An 18,987-nucleotide genomic window follows, 5' to 3' on the forward strand; every position below is an offset into this window, starting at 1 on the left:
ACAGCACAAGGCCAATATCGAAGGCGGGGCCATGCTCGGCCGTTGCCGTCTGCCCGTTCGCGCCCACGGCATCGACGATGCGGCGCACGTACGCATCGTCGATGCCCGAAACGGATGCGATCTCGCCGTCTGCGACGACCAGATTACCATTCTCCGCGATGTACGATCCCTTCGGCATCTCCTTGCCGAACATGCCGATCAGCGTGGCGTATTGCCGTCCAGACGCGGGCACGAAGCGGATGCCGAGCTGCTTCATGCGTTCCAGCCGAGACCAGAAACCATCGGGGATGCGGCTTTCGCCGTCAAGCAGCGTGCCGTCCATATCGGCGACAACGAGCTTGATATCATGTGGTTCTTGCGTGATTTCAGTCCAGTCAGCAGCGCCCATATCATCCTTTTCAATACCTGTTGTTCCCTAATCGTGCAGCAACGATACTACCTGTCTGACATTGCCGGATCGACCCGCGGGCATTTCTTATGGCTCTTCTCGCCGCATCCGATCTACCGGCGGCTCCACCTGCCACATGCAGACAATTCATGACTCACGCCGTTGCAGCGATTCGCGACATCCAACGGCGGCCTACGCCATCAATCAGTAATCCCGCTTGGGCGCGTGATTCGGGTCTTCGACCGGATTGCCCTGCGCCTCGTAGTCGCGCAGCAGGCTGGTGGCCTCAATGCGAGCGGCGCCCTCTGCGCACCGCTCGCCGTCAGGACCAGGCGAGGGCACGAAGAACATTTCGCGGTAATAGCGCAGCTCGTCGACCGATTCGATGATGTCCGCCAGCGCGCGGTGCCCGCCATGCTTGACAGGCTTGTTGTTGTAGGCGTTCGGGTACCAGCGGCGCGACAGCTCCTTGAGCGTGCTCACGTCGATGATCCGATAATGCAGCATGCCCGTCAGCTCAGGCATGAACTGGTCGAGGAACTTCTTGTCGGAACCGACCGAGTTGCCTGCCAGATGCGCCTTGCCGCGTGCGGGCAGGAAGCGTTTGACATAATCGACGACCTGCTGCTGCGCGTCCTCCAGCCGCATACCGGACGCATTCCATTCGTCGACCAGACCGGAAGACGTATGCATATTGCGCACGTAATCGTTCATGTTCGCCGCCGCCGCATCCGAAGGCCTGATGACCAAATCGATACCTTGGTCAAGCACTGTGAGATTGAAATCAGTAGGAACGACCGCGACCTCACACAGCTCGTCATGGAAGACGTCGAGACCCGTCATCTCGCAATCAATCCATATCATCCGAGATTCCTCGGGTGTGAATGTCAGATCCTCATTGCTTTGAGCCATGCCGGCCCGCCTTTCTTCGAATTGCCGAACCGATTAGGCTACCTCGCCGACGCGACCACGCATGACTGCACTATTCGTGGCACGGTTTTGCCGGGTCACCGCTGGAGTTGCGCATCTCGCCCGGCATTTTCCCATGAATTTCACGAATCACGCGCCTTCAGAACCATATCCTCGGCAACCTCCCGGGATAATTGCGTTTTCGGAGCGTCCGGGCCCAATGCGAGCGGCAGCGCGTGTCACCGAAAATGTGGAGGCTCTGACTTGCAGGGCGGCCAGGCGACGGCTAGTTATGGAACCCGTTGTAGTTGGGGGCCTCGGCGGTCATCACGATGTCATGCGGATGCGATTCGCGCAAGCCCGCATCGGTAATCCTGATGAAACGGCCTTGTTCCTGCAGCTCGGGGATCGTGCGTGCACCGGTATAGAACATCGACTGGTGCAAGCCGCCGACCATTTGGTAGAGCACCGCGTTGAGCGGGCCGCGATAGGGCACCTCGCCCTCGACGCCTTCAGGCACGACCTTGTCGTTGCTGGTGACGTCGGCCTGGAAGTAGCGATCCTTCGAATACGATTTCTTGCCGCGGGGGGCCATGGCACCCAGCGAACCCATGCCGCGGTATAGCTTGTACTGCTTGCCGTGCAAAAGCACTTTCTCGCCCGGGGCCTCTTCGCAGCCGGCCAACGCACCGCCGAGCATGACAGAGCTGGCTCCGGCCACCAGAGCCTTGGCGATATCACCCGAATAGTGAATGCCGCCATCGGCGATACAGGGAATACCCGCCGCCTTGCAGGCCTGGGCAGCGTCATGCACAGCCGTCAGCTGTGGCACGCCCACGCCGGCCACCACACGCGTGGTGCAGATGGATCCCGGGCCAACGCCGATCTTGACCGCGTCTACTCCGGCATCGATCATCGCCTGCGCGCCTTGGCGGGTGGCGATGTTGCCGCCGACGATTTGCACGCCATTGAAAGCCGGATCGGCCTTGATGCGCCGGATCATATCGAGCGCCAGCCGCGCTTCGCCGTTCGCCGTGTCGACGATCAACGCATCGACCCCGGCTTCCATCAGCGCGGAGGCACGTTGCCAGGCGTCACCCAAGAAGCCCACACCTGCGGCCACACGCAGACGGCCCTGTTCGTCCTTGGTAGCATCCGGGTACTGTTCGGTTTTCACGAAGTCCTTGACGGTGATCAGGCCGGCGAGCCTGCCATCCTTATCGACCAACGGCAGCTTTTCGACCTTGTGCTTAGCCAGCAGGTCGTGCGCATCCTCTTTGGTGATGTCGGCCGGGCCGGTGATGAGGTTGTCCTTGGTCATCACGTCCTTGACCTTGAGCCGGTCGTAGTCTTCGGAGGCGATGAAACGCATGTCGCGATTGGTGATGATGCCCACGAGACGGCTGTCGCGGTCGACCACCGGCAAACCGGAGATGTGGAAACGCGCGCACAGTTTGTCGAGATCAGCCAGCGTCACCTCGGGATTGACGGTGAGCGGATCGGTGATCATGCCCGATTCGCTGCGCTTGACGACATCGACCTGCGCGGCCTGGTCGTCGATGGAGAGGTTGCGGTGCAGCACGCCGATGCCGCCGTTGCGGGCCATGGCGATCGCCATATCCGATTCGGTGACCGTGTCCATCGCGGCGGAGAGCACCGGGACCTTCATCGTGATCTCTCGGGTGAAATGCGTCGTGGTGTCGACCTCCGAGGGGATGACATCCGTCTCGTTGGGAAGCAACAGCACATCGTCGTAGGCCAAGCCAAGCTTGGCAAAAACGGCAGGGACGGGAGCGTATGGAAATTCCATGTTCATATCAGGATTTGAAGCCATATCGTCACTATATGGGGCCGGGCTGACGAATTAGGCGGACCCGCGCTGCGTCTTCGCTACGCGCGCATGGAGGGCGGCCGCCTCCCGGCATGCGATGTTTTGCTCTCCCGCATGCGCCGCACGACATAGGGAAACATCGTCAGTACCGTCAAAGCCACGCCCGCGATGATCATGCCGATGGCGACATAGCGGGCCGGGAAGAACAGAATCGTAATCGAACCGAAGGAAATGAGCGCGGCCCAGCCCCATAGGATGAGCACGGCACCCTGCACCGAATGGCCGATGCGCAACATGCGATGGTGCAAGTGCATGCGGTCCGGGTGCGTGGGCGACTGGCCTTTGCTCAGCCGCCGCACAATGGCTAGGCACATGTCGAGCACCGGCAAAAACAGCACCAGAATGGGCAGCAGGATGGGCATGAACGCCGGCAGATACACGCTGGTATTCACCGAAGCTGGGTCCAAGTGGCCGGTCATGACGATCGAAGCGCAGGTGATGAGGTAGCCGAGCAGCATCGAGCCGGAGTCGCCCATGAACAATTTCGCCGGATGCCAGTTGTGCAGAATGAAACCGATGCAGATGCCGACCATGGCGACGTCGAGCAACGTCGCCATCGAAGCGTAGTTGGGAGACGAGCGGGCAAGAATATACGAATATATCGCGAAGGCGATGCCACCGATCGCCACGATGCCCGAAGCCAGCGCGTCCAATCCGTCGACGAAATTCACGGCGTTGATCGAGGCGACGATCAAAAACGCAGTAATGGCCATGGAAATCGTGGGTGATGCGGTGATCAGAGATCCCAATGGCAACGAGATGATCTGCAGGCCGCCCCAGGCCACGAACACCGAAATGAGCAGCTGCCCGGCGAGCTTGAGCATCCAATCCAAGTCCCAGAGATCATCGGCGACCCCGAGCAGGCAAATCAGCACGGCTCCGGCGAGGATGATCCACGCCTGATGAGAGTCGACGAACAGACCGCTGATGAACGGAATGCGGCTGGCAAACACCAACGCCACAGCAAATCCGGCCAGCATGCCGACGCCACCCATGCGCGGGGTCGGCACCGTGTGCACATCGCGTGCCCGCACCTCGCTCACAGCGCCTAGGCTGATGGACAGGTGCCGCACCAGCGGGGTGACCAGCCAGGTCACGCCGCCGGCGACCGCCGCGATGAACAGGTATACCCTCACGCGCCCAGTCCCCCGCCGTTGATGGTCAGCGCCCTGCGGATCACGGATGCCGGAATCATGCCTTCGCGAATGATAGCGATGCCGTCGCGTTCATGCGGGTCGGCCGCTACGACGGTACTGGCGATATGCCCCTGCGTTGCGCCGCCGTCCAGATACAATTCAACGTCGTCGCCCAAAGCCTCGTATGCCTCCTGTGCCGTCTGCGGGCTTTCGCCGCCCGAACGGTTCGCGCTTGAAGCGGCCACCGGGCCGATGGCCTTGAGAATCTGCAGTGAAACCGTTGAATTGGGGATGCGGATGGCCTGCGTGCGTTTGCCATTCGATTCAGTGCGCAATGTGCCGAGCGTCCTGGCAAAATCGCCGTCCTGCGCTGCCTGCGCGATCGGCGAGAACGCGCCAGGCAGGAAGGTGGCGGCCAAGCGGTTGAGCGGCGCGGGCAGATAGAGCCCCAACCCTTCCAACTCGTCGATCGACGAAAGAATGATCTGCAAAGCCTTGTAGCGCGGACGACGCTTCGCCCCATATATGCGATCAATGGCCTTGGCGTTGAAAGGGTCGCACGCCACGCCATACACCGTGTCGGTGGGGATGACGACGAGCCCTCCACGGCGCACGATATCGGATGCAAACGCCAGCGACTCATCGGTGACGGCACGAATCTCGCTCATAAAGCCTCCCTGAACTTCGTATCAACCACCCATTGCACCATTGCGCCGCGACGTGTGCATGTGACGACAGCGCGGGGATCGGCTACCGCCTGAGACCGTGCAACGCGAAGTCGCATACGAATGCGGTCAGGCGCGAATCGCGAAGAGGTATCGCGGCCGCCCAGTCAAATCGTTGCCGGTATGTGCTGTGGCGAATCCTCCGTGCAAAGCACATTCAACCAGTGATTTGCCTTGGAAGATATCGTGCTCCATCACCAGCAGGCCGCCCCGACGCAGCAGTGCAGCCGAACGGGCAAGTATCGCATACGGGACTGCCAGGCCATCATCCGATCCGCCGTACAACGCCATTTCGGGGTCATGATCGCGCACTTCCGGCTGCTCAGGGATGTGCGCGAGTGGCACATACGGCGGATTCGTGACCACGGCGTTGACCGTTCCGTTGAGATCGGCCAGCGTCGCGGCATCAGTGGCGTCACCTTGAATAAGGCGGTATTGATGCTGTCGCGAGGCTGGGGTCCCTGTGGCAGCATCCAGTACCGAGTCACGGTTGCGTCGTGCCCAAACCAATGCCTGCGGCGACTGTTCAACCGCCCAGACCTGCGATCCCGGCAGCTCGGTCGCGATGGCCAGCCCGATGGCACCGCTGCCCGCGCACAGATCGACCACTCTCGGCTGCGCAATCGCGTGCCCGCGCATCCAGTCAAGCGCGGTCTGCACCACGCTTTCAGTTTCCGGCCTAGGGATGAACACGCCCGGACCGACTGCAAGATCGAGGAAACGAAAGGGGGCGTGCCCAGTGATGTATTGCAAAGGCTCCCGAGCGGCCCTGCGGGTGAGCATGGAGCCGAAACGGCGTGCGGCATGCGCGTCTTCAGACAACCCACGGCCGAGCAACATCGCCTTGTCGATATCACGAGGCTCCACATTGTAAGCTTCGGCCAACAACAGCTTGGCGTCGACTTGCGGAGTCTCGACGCCGGCCGCGCGCAATATGTCTGCGGCCGCCCGCAGCCGCTTCCGCACGATATCGGATGCGGCATTGGAGCCTGCGCGAAATATGTCAGCAGTCATTGTGCTCGGCGACCAGTTCGCATTCAATGTACGCAGTACACGGCGCTCAGCGCGCCATGCGCTGGGCCTCGTCAGCCTGGATGTCGCTGTCGATCACGGCCTGCAAGTCGCCGTCGAGCACCTGGTCGAGGTTATAGGCCTTGTAATTCGTGCGATGGTCGACGATGCGGTTCTCGGGGAAGTTGTACGTGCGAATGCGCTCCGAACGGTCCAGCGAGCGCACTTGGGAGTGGCGCATGTCGGCGGCCTCGGCGGCCTCCTGTTCATGCTTCATGGCAAGCAGTCGTGATTTGAGCACGCGCAGGGCGGCCGCACGATTTTGGATCTGCGACTTCTCGTCCTGCATGCTCACCACGATGCCGGTGGGGATATGCGTCATGCGCACCGCGGAATACGTGGTATTGACCGATTGACCGCCGGGTCCGGAACTCATGAAAATGTCGATTTTCAGGTCTTTAGGATCGATTTCGATCTCGTCATCGTCATCGTCGGCCTCGGGGAACACGATCACGCCCGCGGCCGAGGTCTGGATGCGCCCCTGCGATTCGGTGACGGGAATACGCTGCACACGATGCACACCGCCCTCGTATTTCAAGCTTGCCCACACGCCGTCTGCAGGCGCCGGATTGCCTTTGGACCGGATGGCCAGCTGGATGTCCTTGACGCCCCCGAGCTCGGTCGAATTCTCGCTCTGAACGGCCGTGGACCAGCCGCGTTTCTCTGCATAGCGGGTATACATGCGCAGCAGATCGCCCGCGAACAAGGCCGCCTCCTCGCCGCCTGTACCAGCCTTGATCTGCATGATCGTGTCACGCGCATCGTCAGGGTCGCGCGGAATCAGCGCCGAGCGCAGCCTCTCTTGGGCATCGGGCAGTTGAACCTGCAAACGCCGGGCTTCTTCGGCGAATTCCGTGTCCTCAGCCGCCATCTCTTGGGCCGCCTCGAGATCATCGCGGATTTGCCGGTAGCGCTGATAGGCGGAGACAATGACGCCCAGCTCGGCGTGCTTGCGGCCAAGCTTACGCATCGCGTCGGGATCCACCGCGACCTCGGGCGTGCCCATCCGACGCTCGATGTCCTGGTATTCCTCCAGAGCGCTCTGCGCTGCGGGGAACTGTTCGTCTGCCATGCCTGTCCTTAGATTTCACTGTTGTAATAGTCGTGATGGTTACAACGTTGGTTGACTTCTTGTCGAATGGATACGCGGATATGAAAACGCCAGTCCGCAGACGAGCCGCCGAAACGACCCGGACCTGCAAGGACTGGCGCGATAACGCTACTTGGCCTTCTTGCCGTAGCGGCGCTCGAAACGAGCGACGCGGCCGCCGGTATCGAGGATCTTCTGCTTGCCCGTGTAGAACGGGTGGCAGCTCGAGCACACGTCAACGGTCATATGATCGCCCTGGGCAGTCGAACGGGTCACGAAGGTGTTACCGCACGAGCACGTAACCTGCACGGCGTGGTAATCGGGGTGAATGCCCTGCTTCATAATATCTCCTATGGATTCAACGGGGACCCGGGTCGCCGCGCCCCATTGGCGGGCGTGAACCGGAACCTTACCGATTATAGGCACCTGTATGGACGCCCGTGTAGAGACGGTTGAAGCCCTCGGCATAGTTCATCCCGACCGCTCAGCGCAGTTTTATGCCTCCTGCCTCAAATACCCGCCGCGAACGCGGCATTGCTGAATGGGTGCTGTCCCGTTTCCGCCTTCTGCCGCGAACTAGCGTTACGAAAAAGGCACAGCCCACAAGTCACCGGAACCCCATGATCTCAGCGCCGTGTGCATAGGACTGCTCGGGCCTAGGCCAGGCCCGGCGAATATGAATCCGCTGCCCTGATACAACGGGCGTTGGAACCACCAAACAAGAATGTTGGACGCCAACGATAATCAGCCATTCAGACGTTGTATAGAACCGAACAGTCGCCGTCCGGGCAATAAACACTGCTTTGGCAGAAGGCGGCCAGGCGCCATGGCAACCGAGCTCGGCGACTATGTAGGTCAATGGCTCGAAGCGAAACGTCACACCGCGGATCCCGCGCATACCGCAACTGCCAGACGGCGGCGAACCTGCGCCTGAACGCCTGCTGGAACCGCTCACCATCGGAGATGGCACCATGATGGTTCCTCTGCTCACCGGCATGAAACACAATGAAATTCCGGGCACCTCGGCCGAAGACCTGGCAGTCGACACGGACCTCATGGAGCGGTTGAAGGAATGGTGACGCCTGACGAAAAACCAACTTGCAAGGCGACCGACCGAGCCTGACGGTAATCAGCGTAATCGGTTTGGAACACTGAGGCTCATACTCTCACATTGAGCAAACGGCCTGCAATGACGGTTTATCGCGACCTCACCCCTTTGGCTGCCAAGGCCTTCACGAGTTTGCCGCATGTATCGCCGACAGGACCGCCAATCGGGTTTTCGATCACGGTTTCGCTTTACGCTTCACATTCAGGTTGATAGTGGATAGTGTAAAATTTGGTTTAGCGGTTTTTCTGTTAGGCTGTCAGGATTCCTTTATGAGCCCGGCGTTACAGATGGCTCGTTCACAACGTTTCATGGAATCCGCCTCGACAATGGATGGACATTGTAGCTCGCCGGGTTCGCCACCCTATACATCAGGAGGCAACGATTATGAGAATTCAGGCTTTCCATTCCCGGCTGGGAATGATCTACCACGACAATGACGACTACCCGTTCGCGCGGACCATCAAACCCGCATCACGCCGCTCCGGTGAATCAGGACTGGGCCTGTGCATGATGTGCCGCAGCCTCGACAAGGAAGACGATGAGGCCAACGACCCTCGTCTGCAGCAGGCGCAATTAGAGGTCACAGATGGCGACGGGGGCGCGCAACACCGCATCGACGATCAGCAAACCCGCTGAACCGACACATACGCCACCTAAGGAGACATTATGTTCGCTTTCATGATCGTGCTGCTCGTCGCTTGGCTCATCGCCGGCACTATAGGCCTGGCTGTACAAGGACTGCTCTGGCTGTTCTGGGTCGCCCTGGCCCTATTCCTCCTCACCGCCGTCGCCGGGTTCATAAAAGGACTCTTCAGAAAGAACCCCACGGAGCGCAAACCGTGACTTGCCGCCCGGCGGACGTTCGGGTCGCAGCGCCCAGGCCCAGCGCATAGGTTGCGCCTGCTCCGGCTGCGCACAGAAATCATACGAACCGTTCATCGTCGGCGGCGACCTCAGAAACCCGAGGACACCGCCCACCAGCAGAAGGAAAACCAGATCATGTCAGACAGCACATCGAGTCATCGCGCTTGCACCATAATCGTCATCATCACCGCACTGTCCTCGCTCGCCCTCGTGGGAGCATCGGTATACGCCGGCATGAGCAAACGCAAAGAAGCCCGGGAGCTCACAGGGATACTCCAGAGTTCGACACAAGACCTGTCCAATGAGGCCAAGAGGAAAATTCTGGACACCATCGCCCGAATAAGCACGGTTCTTGCCAAATGAAAATTCCGAGCCGGTGATTTCCACCGGCTCGGCCAGTCCAATCCGCTCGGCTCGGCCGTCCCGCGTTGGACTGGCCGAGCCGAGTAGCGAAAAGGCCGTCGCCGTACTCAACAATCACATCAGCGAGGCGCAGCGACCCACAACGGCCCAAAGCCCCTCACCACGCCGATCGACACCTAAGTCTCCAACATGCGGTTCAGCCAGCTATCATCCAACAGCCGCCCCGTTGCATGGCCGTCTTGGCCGGAAGAGACAACACAATGCACATGCCGAAAGTCTGATCACGACGAGGGCCAAATACGAAAGCGGCCAATCGCTCAGTCACAGCGAAACAATCGAAGAACAGGAGCCACATGGAAAACGGCAGCAATAACCAAGGGGACAAGCTCGAGCGCTCGTTCCTTAAGCAGAACTTCGGAATCAACGGGAAAAGGGACCTCAAAGGCAATCCGGTGCCTGACGAGGAATTGAAGCTCATCGATCAGAATCTCAATCAACTGCATGACCGCAGGCGCAGCCGAACCCGTCAGGGACAAAACGGGGACGAAAGTAAGTAATCTGCGACTGCACAGGAAAGTCGGCCTGCAGGGAGTTGCACCCTGCCCATTCCACACTTGCAAGCATTGCAGGGTGGGGTTTCTGGTTAAGCCACAATATGATCTCATGCACAAAGGCAAGGAACGAATCCGACCACGCGTACATTGAAATCTTCTTCATTAAACCTCGCACACCAGTGTTTGTCAAGTTACTTCGGCAAGTTTCTCCATTCTTTGCTCCATGATCCGAACAATGCCCGCTGCTGGATCTTCATTCTGCCGCGTGCAGCGTGCCCCCGCTCGAGCGCCAGGGCTCGACGCGCATTCAGGGCAGGTGACGGGCCGCCGGACGGATTGCAGCCGGTGCGTTTGGGCGCAACGCATGGGTTTTGATGTAGAGCACCTTGCGTTTCTTGCCGAACATGCCCCGGGTGGCCTCACCCGCCCAGAGGCCAGCTGCTTCTCACGCAGATGGTCCTGTGCATACAGGGGGTCTGGTCTTCAAGCTGAGTTAGGGCACCTCACACATTTCGAGGGCGATCACGATCTTCATTGTCCTTGTGTCAAGAAAATCGGAGTGCACCACGCCGACACTATTTTTCAATCGTTTCATTTGTTGCATGCACTGATAATGCCTCGCGCTCACCCAGTGCTTGCCCACCCCGTGCTTGCCCACCGCTATGTGCGCATTGAAATAACGATCCCATACGTCGACTGCCCCGCGCTGCTGGGCGACCGCCGCGTTCGTCGCTTGTGCGCTCTTCAGACGGCTTATGCCGGTAGTCGCCGCCACACGGCGAAAGCGCGGCGATCAATCATCGTCATGCTGCAGGTCTTACTGTCCGCACTAGTCGTTCGCGTCATACGAACGATCGCCCGAGGTTGACGTTGAAGCCGTCCGAGCTTTCCTTCGGCTGCGAGGAAGTGGTTTTCGCACATCGGTTTCACGGCTGCAAGGCGGAAAGTCCTTCTAGGCTGCGGCGGACGTGAAAACCTTGATAAAAAACGGACTTTTTGGCAACATCGCTTCAAGATCTACACTGATCTGCACCACCCGGCGGGAAGACTACCGTTCAGGATTCATCAATGCGGTGGCGACGAACCACAATTGCCGATTACTTCAATCGGGAAGATTATGGAGCTGCTTCTCAGGAGGCAATATTCAATGAGTTCCACAGAAAATGGGAAGATGAACAAGATCCCTCTAAAATTCGATTCGGCAATCATTGGGTCTCTTGTATCAAGAATCCAGAACATTTTTAGATCGCTATTATTCGGAAAAGGGCTTGGATGGCTCGGTTATAGTGCTCAGCGCCAATAAGTCCGTGGATCTCAGTTCATTACCGGCCTGGGAAAACGTCCAAGACGAGCAGGAAGTCGTTGCACCGCCAGATAAATCACAGCTGGTCGAGGTTCTTTCATCCAACGAGTTCAAAGAAAAATACTGCAAACTCGGATATGAGGACTATCCTTAACTCTTCCACAACAAAAAAAGCCCGGCGCAAGGCCGGAATCGCGATCAGCTTATTACAGAAAGAGTGTGAAGATCAAAGATCATGTTCCGATTGTTTTTGGTCATTGATAGAAACCCCGTGCCTTATGCCAGTCGATAAGGCCATCTTCTTGCCTCTGATCGTCGGGAGGATCTGCCTGAAGACTTTCGAAGTATTCCTTCAAGCTCGCATCGGTGATGATGCGATCATCGGTCACGCGTGCGTTCCTCCAGGGGTCCTGTCCTTGGCTAAGGTCTTCAACGCTTGTGCCCGAAAGACGAATCGTCCACGTCATCAAACAGGCCAAGGACTCGATTGATGACGGCGCTCTGCGACCCACTCAATTTTGCCTCGTTGAGGAAGCTTGGCAGCGCAAGCTTGAAATGTACTATTCCCTCTGCAATATGGCCAGGCGCTCTCTATGGCAGGGCCGTGGCCCCATGCACTCGTGGCATCCGCAAAGGGAACATCGTCTTTTGCGACAAGAGACTAGCCCCTTGCACAGGTAAAGGAGTTTCTGCAGAGCAAAGGCGGCAGTTGAATGTCCGCGTCGTGCACGCTCATTCAATATGTACTTCGCTACGCTAATCGCAGTAACCATCGCCTGGCTCCTTTCGCAATTTCCGGTAACGCTTGAATTGTGCATAACTCTGTGCACAACATACAAATCACATCATGCAACACCGTTCCACGACGAATCATCCTCCCCCTATGGGGGTTAGCCTCGCCGAGTCGCCTGATCAAACTTCCTGCGGCCCGAAGCCGTTGACGGCCGCTCCCGTGGCCGCGCCCAATGCGTTTCGTCTCCCGTTTGCGTTCCCCTAGTTCCAGCGCGCCCATGATCGTCATAGGTGAGATTTGTTGACATTTTTGTTGGCTTTGCGCGTTTCCCTGAACATTGAAAAAGCCCTGCTCCCCTGTGAGGAGCAGGGCTTTCATGGTAGTGGGGCCGCTCGGGCTTGAACCGAGGACCGACGGATTATGAGTCCGCTGCTCTAACCGACTGAGCTACAGCCCCACGTTGGCGAAGGCCAACTCGGATAGTGTAGCATCTGGCCCACATTTTGACACTCTCACAACAAGCGAGAGCCAAAACGGACCCATCGTGCTCGTTTTTCACAAGTAGCAGACATTGCAATTACGCCGTTCCAACAGCAAAACCCATCACTGGCCCTGTTCGTATGACTCAGACCTTCCGCGCACCCAAAAAGTACGACCTGCGATAAGCCCTATGCGAATCATGCCGCGTTCTCGTCATCGTCAGGCCGCCGCACATCACGCCCAGACGCGAAGCGCTCAAGCGCGCCGGTTTTGGCGATGGCGCGGTATAGCGCCCAGCTCATGATGCCGGCGAACAGCACGCCGCCCAGAATCTCGCAGATCATATGCGTAATGCCGCGCGGACTCAAGAAAGCGACTCCCTGGAATTGGAAGAACAGCAAGTAGAAGCCGTATTCGACCGCGGTCAGCGCACCAGCTGTGACGGTGATTGCGGGATTGAACACCCGGTATCGCGTCACCGCGAACGGCAGCTCGGAGCATATGCCCTGCAATGCCGCCGAAATGAAAACAAAACTGAAGGAAAAGCCGCCGCTGCCGAATATCATCTCGGCTAATGAACCGACAATGTTCACGTAGATCGCAGCCCCGGGCTTGCGAAGAACGAGCACGGCCAGCGGGCCGGAGAAGTACCAGAAGGCGTGCACAATGCTGGTGACCCCGGGCAGAACAGCGCGGAGAAATGGCGAAATGAACACATACGCGTAGTTGAATCCCCAGAACACGAGTCCGCAGGCCACGCCCAACGCCGCGCCGACGGCGATATCGACGGGGCGCCACCGAAGACGGATGGTGCCCGCAGACATTGACCGCGGCGAAGAGGGATCTGGAAAAGGAGAACGCGGAGAACGCGACGAAGAACTAGAAAAAAACGAATGTTTGAGTTTGGCGAATATATTCATGGGACTCCGATCCCTCGTGCTGCGCACAGTGATGTCGTATCGTCGTGCAGCGCCGAAACGTGTTCACGACCCAGACGCCCCTTGACCTGCGCAGTCCGGGCGGGAGCGCCAGACGCCACTGTACCAGCACTTCGTCACGGCAGAACGCTTGCAGCTGTTCACGCATTTCGTATATGCCATCCGCATATCAACCCTTTCGTGCAGCTATTCGATACGAGCTCTTGAAGCCCTTTCCTCCGCAGGGACGTTGGAAGCATGAGGGACCCTAAGAAAAAACGGGAAGAATTGCAAAGCCTGAATTTAGAATCGGCTGAGGCATTACCAAACCATGTAGAAAGTCGGCGCCGCCTGCCGAATAATATGCAGACGACGCCGACTTGTAATTGTATGCGCCCAGAACGCTGTGGCGTGCGCTGTGCCTAATTCGCCCGGTGCGATTCCAGGCTGGCACAGCTCACGCTACGACCAAACCTCCGGCGGGATTCGACAGATCAGGGTGCGCGGCCTTGACGATGAGCTGCTCGTTGACGAAGGCCAGCTGGCCAATGCGGCTCATCTCGCGTCCGTATCCAGACAGTTTGACACCGCCGAAGGGCAGCTCAGGAAGCGAGGCCATGAAGTTGTTGACGTAGACCATGCCTGTTTCGATGCGCGAGGCGACTTCGGCGCCGTGATCCGGATCGCCGGCGAAGAGGATGCCGCCCAAACCGTAGGGGTTGTCGTTGGCGAGCGCCACCGCCTCGTCCTCGGAATGCACGCGGTATACGGCTGCAACCGGTCCGAACATCTCTCCCTTATAGGCAGGATTGTCCTTGTCGATGTCGGTGAGGATGGCCGGGCGGAAGAACTGGCCATCTGCATCGATTTCGGGATACTGGTAGGCGAGCTTCGCGCCTGCGGCGATCGCATCATCGAGCTGGCCTTGCAGTTTCTCCTTGGCGCGCTTGGTGTTCATCGGCGCGAGCGTAGTGGTGGTATCGAGCGGGTCGCCGGGCTTGACGGCCCCGAAATGCTCCTTGAGCGCATCGAGGAACTCGTCGTAGACATTATCCATCACGATGAAGCGCTTGGATGAGGTGCATACCTGGCCGCAGTTGTAGAGCCGCACACGCCAAGCGAGATTGGTGACGTCATCCATGTTCGCATCGCCAAGCACCACGAAGGGATCCATGCCGCCAAGCTCCATCGTGTTCTTCTTGAGGTACTTGCCGGCCGCTTCAGCGACTGCCATGCCGCCGCGTTCGGATCCGGTCAGCGCCACGCCCTGCACACGTGGATCGGCGATCGCGTCCGTGACCTGATCGTAGTTCAGGAACAGGTTCGTCAGCGCGCCCTTGGGCACGCCAGCCTCCTCGACGATCTCGCAGAAGCGCTTGGCCGAGGTCGGCGTATTCGCCGCATGCTTGAGGATCATGGGGTTGCCGACCATGTAATTCGGTGCGAAGACGCGCATGATCTGGTAATACGGGAAGTTCCACGGCTCAACCATCATAACGATGCCTACCGCATGATGCCGTACCTCAGCCTCTCCCGTAGCAATCGTCTCGATCGGCTCAGGACTGAGTAAGTCCTCGCTGTGATCGGCGAACCAGTCTGCGATGATCGCGCACAACTCCACTTCGCCAGCCGATTCGCCAATCAGTTTGCCCATGTCGACGGTGCAAATCCTGGCAAGCTCGTCGGCATGCTCACGCATTGCTGCGGCGACTTTGTGCAGCAGCTTGGCGCGATCGGCGATCGGCTGCGTCTTGAACTCCTGATAGCGCTGGGCGCCAAGGGCCAAGGTCTCCTGCAACTCCTCGTCCGTCGCATAAGGGTATTCCGTGACGACCTCGTTGGTATAGGGATTGACTGTTTGATATGCCATAACTACCTCCTCGTAGAGTTTAGGAACTTCACAAACGCCTCTATTTTATGCCGATATTGCCTTTGTGGCATGGTTCTGTTGCAATTGCGCCTTCAGCGTTGAGGGTTGCGGATTTGGTCTCGTGCGACCTAAAGATGCATTCGGAATGGCGCGGGCGGCGAATATGCCAACGAATCCTACTCCACCACTGTCCAGTCGTTGATGCTTGTGCCGTCGTGATCAAAGAACTGGAGCCAGCCGTTAGCACGGCCGAAATAGAGGAACAGTCCGGCCTCGTTCACGCTTTTGAGCACGATGTCCGCCGTGGTCGTGAAGTCCCTGATCGCGTCGGCGTGCTCTTGGCGCAGCATCGCGCCCCAGCGATCGTCGAAACCGACAGAGCCATCCTTGTTGAGCGGGGCCTCGGGGCGCAGCTTCGCGCCTTGTTTGATGACCAATTCATTGCGCTTGCGCCAGACGATCGTGGCTGTGCTTTCGAAATTATCGAGATGGAATTCGACCGTGCAGATCTCTTTGCTCCAGCGGTGACGCGGCTTGGCATATGATTTCTTTGGCGTTGGAGCGGTAGCCGCCGGTGCAGTGGCCGCCGGTTGATTTGTCTCATCCCTCGTGTTCTGCCCGCTCATCGTATTCCTCCGCGTTGTATTTTGCCGTTGTTGCCGTATGCTTCGGGCATGTGCGCGGCTGCCCAACCTCAACCATCGTGACATCGAACGAATCGTATCATCAAGCGCTTTTCTGCGGATCCCACGCTATCGACCGTTTCCGGTCATAGCCCGTTGTCACCCATGCATATGTCATCATCGTACAGGAATCTGCGCATGCTCGTCATGCATGGCGTTCGCGTCGGCATCCGCCGCCGTCATCGAGCCACGCAATCCCGATATTGCCATCGCAGCAAGCTCACTGCTCGTGAGGCGCAGCCGTGATTCCAGCGCCTCGGTGCCCCAGTCCTCCCCGGATGCCAGCACACTGGTCGGCGTGGGGATCGCACGCAGGAAGGCGAACAGCGAGCGCATCGCCGTGTCGGGCACGAGCGCGTGCCTGCGGGATCCGCCTGTTGCAACCAGAGCCACTGGCATATTCATGATCGCATTGACATCCACGATATCCCAGAAGGACTTGAACAGCCCGGAATACGAGGCCTTGAACACCGGAGTCGCCGCGATCAGCGCATCGCTGGACGTCACCTGATCGAAGATGTCGAGCAGTGCATCGGTCATATGGTAGTTGACTGCGGCCACTGCGATATCGGCTGCGAAATCCTTCAGATCAATGTGCCGCAGCTCGCATTCATAGCCGTGCCTGCGCAGCGTCTCCTGCGTGCGCATCGCCACGCCGTCGCCCAGACGTCCGGTCGCGGAATGCTCGGAAACGCCAGCGCTGATGACGGTGATTCGGTAAGTATCATGGTTCACGCGATTCATTGCGGAACCAGCCACGCCGCTGACGCCTGCTCTCCCATATCGGCCGTAGCCACCCACCGCGTCGTTGCCGACACATGTATCCGTCACAGCTGTGCTCTGTCCTATGCTCATATTCTGGCTTTCCCGCGATGCGAACGATTCCGACCGCGCCCCAATATGATGCCAAAGCGCGTCAGTTCGTCATATGATCACCATCAACAGGTACACCTCTCACGTGCGCAACGTCAAGACCCAATCATTCATATTCACCCCTGCGCGCAGCGAGGCCGCGGCTTTGGATGCCATTGCTCGAAGTCGCAGCGGAGAATACGGCGCCCATAAGCCAGCTGGACGCCCCGAGAGGCTGGCACCTTCCGCGCATAAGCCCGAGAAACACCAAGGCGACGGCCGCATCAAGGATTCGATCGCAGAGATCGTGCCCGATGCAGCCGCCGCCCTGCGATACAGCTGGTTTTGGCAATAAGCAGGCCGCTGCCTACTTGATCGCCCCGCTCAAGTCGCCGTTGTAGTCAACGTCTTTGGTCTCCTTGGTCATGATCAGCGAGACGAAAGTCAGCGCGGAGGCGATGGCGAGGTAGACGCCGACAAGCCAGGTGCTGCCGCCGGCGGCCGCCCACAGCGCCGTAGCGATGATCGGCGCGAGCGCGGCGCCGATGATCGAGCTGACGTTGTATGCGATGGCAGAGCCAGTGTAGCGCACATTGGTGGGGAACATCTCGGGCAGCAGCGCGCCCATCGGGCCGAAGGTGAAGCCCATCAGCGTGAAGCCGATGACGAGGAACGCCTCGACCAGAGCGCCGTTGAACGAGGTGTTCGCCTTGGCATCCAGGAAGATGGGGAACATCAGCGCGAAGACGATAATGATGGCCGTGATCCAGAGCAGCAGCTTGCGGCGCCCAATCGAATCAGCGAGCGGGCCGGAGAGGATCGTGAACAGGCCGAAGAACACCACGCCGATGATCTGCATCAGCACGAAATCGGTGTAGTTGATGCCCAAGCCGGCAGGGTTGGTGTCGGAAGGATGAGTGCCGTACGAGAGGCTGAACGTGGTCATGAGGTAGAAGAGCACGTACGTGGCGAGCATGGCGAACGTGCCGAGCACGACAGCCCTCATATGGTGGCGCAGCGTGTCGAAAAGCGGCACCTTGACGATGGCGCCTTTGGCCTCGGCCTGCTTGAATGTTTCGGATTCAGCAAGCTTCGAACGCACATACAGACCGACGATCACCATTACGGAGCTGAACAGGAACGGAATGCGCCAGCCCCAGCTGAGGAATGCCTCAGACTGCATGGTGGATCCGTCGGGATGCGGCAACGTGAAATTGATGATGAGGAAGAGGCCGTTGGCGATGATGAAGCCGATGGGAGCGCCCAATTGCGGGAAGGTGCCGTATAGCGCCCGCTTGTTCTGCGGAGCATTCTCGGTGGCGACCAACGCCGCTCCCGACCATTCTCCACCCAGCGCAAAACCTTGCGTCAGGCGCAGGATGAGGAGCAGCAGGGCGGCCCACAGCCCGATCTGGTCGAAGGTGGGGAGAATCCCCACCAGGAATGTTGCAATGCCCATGGTCATCAGGCAGGCGACGAGGGTCGCCTTGCGGCCGCGCTTATCGCCCATATGGCCATAGAAGATCGCGCCGACGGGCCGGGCGATCATCGCGGCCCCGAACACACCGAACGAGGCGAGCTGGCTGGCGACCAGATTGCCGCTCGGGAAGAACAAGTGCGGGAACACCAGCACAGCTGCGGTTGCATATACGTAAAAATCATAGAATTCGACCGTCGTGCCTACCAGGCTTGCGGCGATCACCTCCGCAGGGGAGTTCAACGGTTTGCTTTGTTGTTTCTTGACGGTTGCGGCTGAAAACGCCGCCATGTCCGTCGCCTCTTCGGCTACTGAGGACACAGTCCTTTTCCTCTCTCAGAACTCTCGAAACGCACCCAAAAGTACGCGGCAGGATACGTCTCCGCCCTTGGTAAGGTACAAAAAACGATCCGGCAAATAGCAGTCCTCGTGAGACCGGCCTTGTTGAGCGATACTAAGAGCGTGCCCGGACTACGCGCCAAGGCCGACCAGCATGTGGACATAGCCCTACCAGAGCATGAGCTCTGCGCCGCAGACCGCGGCCAAACGAATGTCTCCGGCCCGCCGGGAATG

The 18,987-nt window shown here is 59.0% G+C and carries 20 protein-coding genes and 1 tRNA gene; 5 read left to right on the plus strand and 16 right to left on the minus strand.

Features of this window, described 5'->3' with window-relative positions; translation table 11 throughout:
• The 8 genes from LKG04_RS04375 to rpmE all read right to left on the minus strand — a co-directional run.
• Window positions 1-388: HAD hydrolase family protein (locus tag LKG04_RS04375; RefSeq protein ID WP_291763324.1), on the minus strand; the 388-nt coding region annotated here is incomplete at its 3' end.
• A gap of 204 nt (window positions 389-592) precedes the next feature.
• A complete protein-coding gene (orn, locus tag LKG04_RS04380) occupies window positions 593-1,300 on the minus strand; it encodes an oligoribonuclease (RefSeq protein ID WP_291761507.1) in 708 nt (235 codons plus the stop codon).
• 283 nt (window positions 1,301-1,583) lie between these two features.
• Window positions 1,584-3,131 (minus strand): IMP dehydrogenase, encoded by a 1,548-nt coding sequence (gene guaB / locus LKG04_RS04385; protein ID WP_291761505.1) that lies wholly within the window; start codon window positions 3,129-3,131, stop codon window positions 1,584-1,586.
• 56 nt (window positions 3,132-3,187) lie between these two features.
• Entirely contained in the window at window positions 3,188-4,324 is a 1,137-nt protein-coding gene (locus LKG04_RS04390) for an MraY family glycosyltransferase (RefSeq protein WP_291761504.1), read from the minus strand.
• Window positions 4,321-4,992 (minus strand): L-threonylcarbamoyladenylate synthase, encoded by a 672-nt coding sequence (locus LKG04_RS04395; RefSeq protein ID WP_291761502.1) that lies wholly within the window; start codon window positions 4,990-4,992, stop codon window positions 4,321-4,323. Before LKG04_RS04395 ends, LKG04_RS04390 begins: the two co-directional genes overlap by 4 nt.
• 126 nt (window positions 4,993-5,118) lie before the next feature.
• Window positions 5,119-6,063 carry a peptide chain release factor N(5)-glutamine methyltransferase gene (gene prmC, locus LKG04_RS04400; protein WP_291761500.1) on the minus strand — a complete coding sequence of 315 codons (945 nt, stop codon included), beginning with the start codon at window positions 6,061-6,063 and terminating at the stop codon, window positions 5,119-5,121.
• Between the two features lie 46 nt (window positions 6,064-6,109).
• Window positions 6,110-7,192, minus strand: coding sequence for a peptide chain release factor 1 (gene prfA / locus LKG04_RS04405; protein WP_291761498.1), 1,083 nt, complete (start codon window positions 7,190-7,192; stop codon window positions 6,110-6,112).
• 147 nt (window positions 7,193-7,339) lie between these two features.
• Window positions 7,340-7,552 (minus strand): 50S ribosomal protein L31, encoded by a 213-nt coding sequence (gene rpmE / locus LKG04_RS04410; RefSeq protein WP_291761496.1) that lies wholly within the window; start codon window positions 7,550-7,552, stop codon window positions 7,340-7,342.
• A gap of 1,150 nt (window positions 7,553-8,702) precedes the next feature.
• Here rpmE and LKG04_RS04415 point away from each other — a divergent pair.
• From LKG04_RS04415 to LKG04_RS04430, 4 genes are all read left to right on the plus strand, one after another.
• Complete coding sequence (locus LKG04_RS04415) at window positions 8,703-8,954, plus strand: hypothetical protein (RefSeq protein ID WP_291761494.1); 252 nt, start codon at window positions 8,703-8,705, stop codon at window positions 8,952-8,954.
• A gap of 30 nt (window positions 8,955-8,984) precedes the next feature.
• A complete protein-coding gene (locus LKG04_RS04420) occupies window positions 8,985-9,161 on the plus strand; it encodes a hypothetical protein (protein WP_291761492.1) in 177 nt (58 codons plus the stop codon).
• A gap of 156 nt (window positions 9,162-9,317) precedes the next feature.
• Window positions 9,318-9,545 carry a hypothetical protein gene (locus tag LKG04_RS04425; RefSeq protein ID WP_291761490.1) on the plus strand — a complete coding sequence of 76 codons (228 nt, stop codon included), beginning with the start codon at window positions 9,318-9,320 and terminating at the stop codon, window positions 9,543-9,545.
• A 353-nt stretch (window positions 9,546-9,898) separates the two neighbouring features.
• Entirely contained in the window at window positions 9,899-10,102 is a 204-nt protein-coding gene (locus LKG04_RS04430) for a hypothetical protein (RefSeq protein ID WP_291761488.1), read from the plus strand.
• 490 nt (window positions 10,103-10,592) lie between these two features.
• Here LKG04_RS04430 and LKG04_RS04435 read toward each other — a convergent pair whose 3' ends face one another.
• The 7 genes from LKG04_RS04435 to LKG04_RS04465 all read right to left on the minus strand — a co-directional run bounded on the left by LKG04_RS04435 (window position 10,593) and on the right by LKG04_RS04465 (window position 16,820).
• A complete protein-coding gene (locus tag LKG04_RS04435) occupies window positions 10,593-10,874 on the minus strand; it encodes a hypothetical protein (protein ID WP_291761486.1) in 282 nt (93 codons plus the stop codon).
• Window positions 10,875-11,656: 782 nt separating this feature from the next.
• Complete coding sequence (locus LKG04_RS04440; RefSeq protein WP_291761483.1) at window positions 11,657-11,791, minus strand: hypothetical protein; 135 nt, start codon at window positions 11,789-11,791, stop codon at window positions 11,657-11,659.
• A gap of 727 nt (window positions 11,792-12,518) precedes the next feature.
• Window positions 12,519-12,592: transfer RNA gene (locus LKG04_RS04445), tRNA-Ile, on the minus strand.
• 220 nt (window positions 12,593-12,812) lie between these two features.
• Window positions 12,813-13,439, minus strand: a complete 627-nt coding sequence (locus tag LKG04_RS04450; protein WP_291761481.1) for an ECF transporter S component — start codon at window positions 13,437-13,439, stop codon at window positions 12,813-12,815.
• A 550-nt stretch (window positions 13,440-13,989) separates the two neighbouring features.
• Window positions 13,990-15,402 (minus strand): NAD-dependent succinate-semialdehyde dehydrogenase, encoded by a 1,413-nt coding sequence (locus tag LKG04_RS04455; RefSeq protein ID WP_291761479.1) that lies wholly within the window; start codon window positions 15,400-15,402, stop codon window positions 13,990-13,992.
• 176 nt (window positions 15,403-15,578) lie between these two features.
• Complete coding sequence (locus LKG04_RS04460; protein WP_291761477.1) at window positions 15,579-16,028, minus strand: hypothetical protein; 450 nt, start codon at window positions 16,026-16,028, stop codon at window positions 15,579-15,581.
• A 174-nt stretch (window positions 16,029-16,202) separates the two neighbouring features.
• On the minus strand, window positions 16,203-16,820 hold the full coding sequence (locus tag LKG04_RS04465) for a CE1759 family FMN reductase (RefSeq protein WP_291763327.1): 618 nt from the start codon (window positions 16,818-16,820) through the stop codon (window positions 16,203-16,205).
• Window positions 16,821-17,013: 193 nt separating this feature from the next.
• Here LKG04_RS04465 and LKG04_RS04470 point away from each other — a divergent pair, with 193 nt between their 5' ends.
• Window positions 17,014-17,292, plus strand: a complete 279-nt coding sequence (locus LKG04_RS04470) for a hypothetical protein (RefSeq protein ID WP_291761473.1) — start codon at window positions 17,014-17,016, stop codon at window positions 17,290-17,292.
• A gap of 12 nt (window positions 17,293-17,304) precedes the next feature.
• On the opposite strand, the gene LKG04_RS04475 is transcribed toward LKG04_RS04470, so the two are convergent.
• Complete coding sequence (locus LKG04_RS04475; RefSeq protein ID WP_291763329.1) at window positions 17,305-18,705, minus strand: MFS transporter; 1,401 nt, start codon at window positions 18,703-18,705, stop codon at window positions 17,305-17,307.
• Between the last annotated feature and the right edge of the window lie 282 nt (window positions 18,706-18,987).

This window comes from Bifidobacterium sp., from assembly GCF_022640935.1.
Classification (GTDB): Bacteria; Actinomycetota; Actinomycetes; order Actinomycetales; family Bifidobacteriaceae; genus Bifidobacterium.

Bases quoted from the DNA above. Each gene is read 5' to 3' on its own strand.
- orn (WP_291761507.1), bottom strand. From the start codon at position 1,300: ATGGCTCAAAGCAATGAGGATCTGACATTCACACCCGAGGAATCTCGG.
- guaB (WP_291761505.1), bottom strand. From the start codon at position 3,131: ATGGCTTCAAATCCTGATATGAACATGGAATTTCCATACGCTCCCGTC.
- LKG04_RS04395 (WP_291761502.1), bottom strand. From the start codon at position 4,992: ATGAGCGAGATTCGTGCCGTCACCGATGAGTCGCTGGCGTTTGCATCC.
- prmC (WP_291761500.1), bottom strand. From the start codon at position 6,063: ATGACTGCTGACATATTTCGCGCAGGCTCCAATGCCGCATCCGATATC.
- prfA (WP_291761498.1), bottom strand. From the start codon at position 7,192: ATGGCAGACGAACAGTTCCCCGCAGCGCAGAGCGCTCTGGAGGAATAC.
- rpmE (WP_291761496.1), bottom strand. From the start codon at position 7,552: ATGAAGCAGGGCATTCACCCCGATTACCACGCCGTGCAGGTTACGTGC.
- LKG04_RS04415 (WP_291761494.1), top strand. From the start codon at position 8,703: ATGAGAATTCAGGCTTTCCATTCCCGGCTGGGAATGATCTACCACGAC.
- LKG04_RS04420 (WP_291761492.1), top strand. From the start codon at position 8,985: ATGTTCGCTTTCATGATCGTGCTGCTCGTCGCTTGGCTCATCGCCGGC.
- LKG04_RS04425 (WP_291761490.1), top strand. From the start codon at position 9,318: ATGTCAGACAGCACATCGAGTCATCGCGCTTGCACCATAATCGTCATC.
- LKG04_RS04430 (WP_291761488.1), top strand. From the start codon at position 9,899: ATGGAAAACGGCAGCAATAACCAAGGGGACAAGCTCGAGCGCTCGTTC.
- LKG04_RS04450 (WP_291761481.1), bottom strand. From the start codon at position 13,439: ATGTCTGCGGGCACCATCCGTCTTCGGTGGCGCCCCGTCGATATCGCC.
- LKG04_RS04455 (WP_291761479.1), bottom strand. From the start codon at position 15,402: ATGGCATATCAAACAGTCAATCCCTATACCAACGAGGTCGTCACGGAA.
- LKG04_RS04460 (WP_291761477.1), bottom strand. From the start codon at position 16,028: ATGAGCGGGCAGAACACGAGGGATGAGACAAATCAACCGGCGGCCACT.
- LKG04_RS04470 (WP_291761473.1), top strand. From the start codon at position 17,014: ATGATCACCATCAACAGGTACACCTCTCACGTGCGCAACGTCAAGACC.
- LKG04_RS04475 (WP_291763329.1), bottom strand. From the start codon at position 18,705: ATGGCGGCGTTTTCAGCCGCAACCGTCAAGAAACAACAAAGCAAACCG.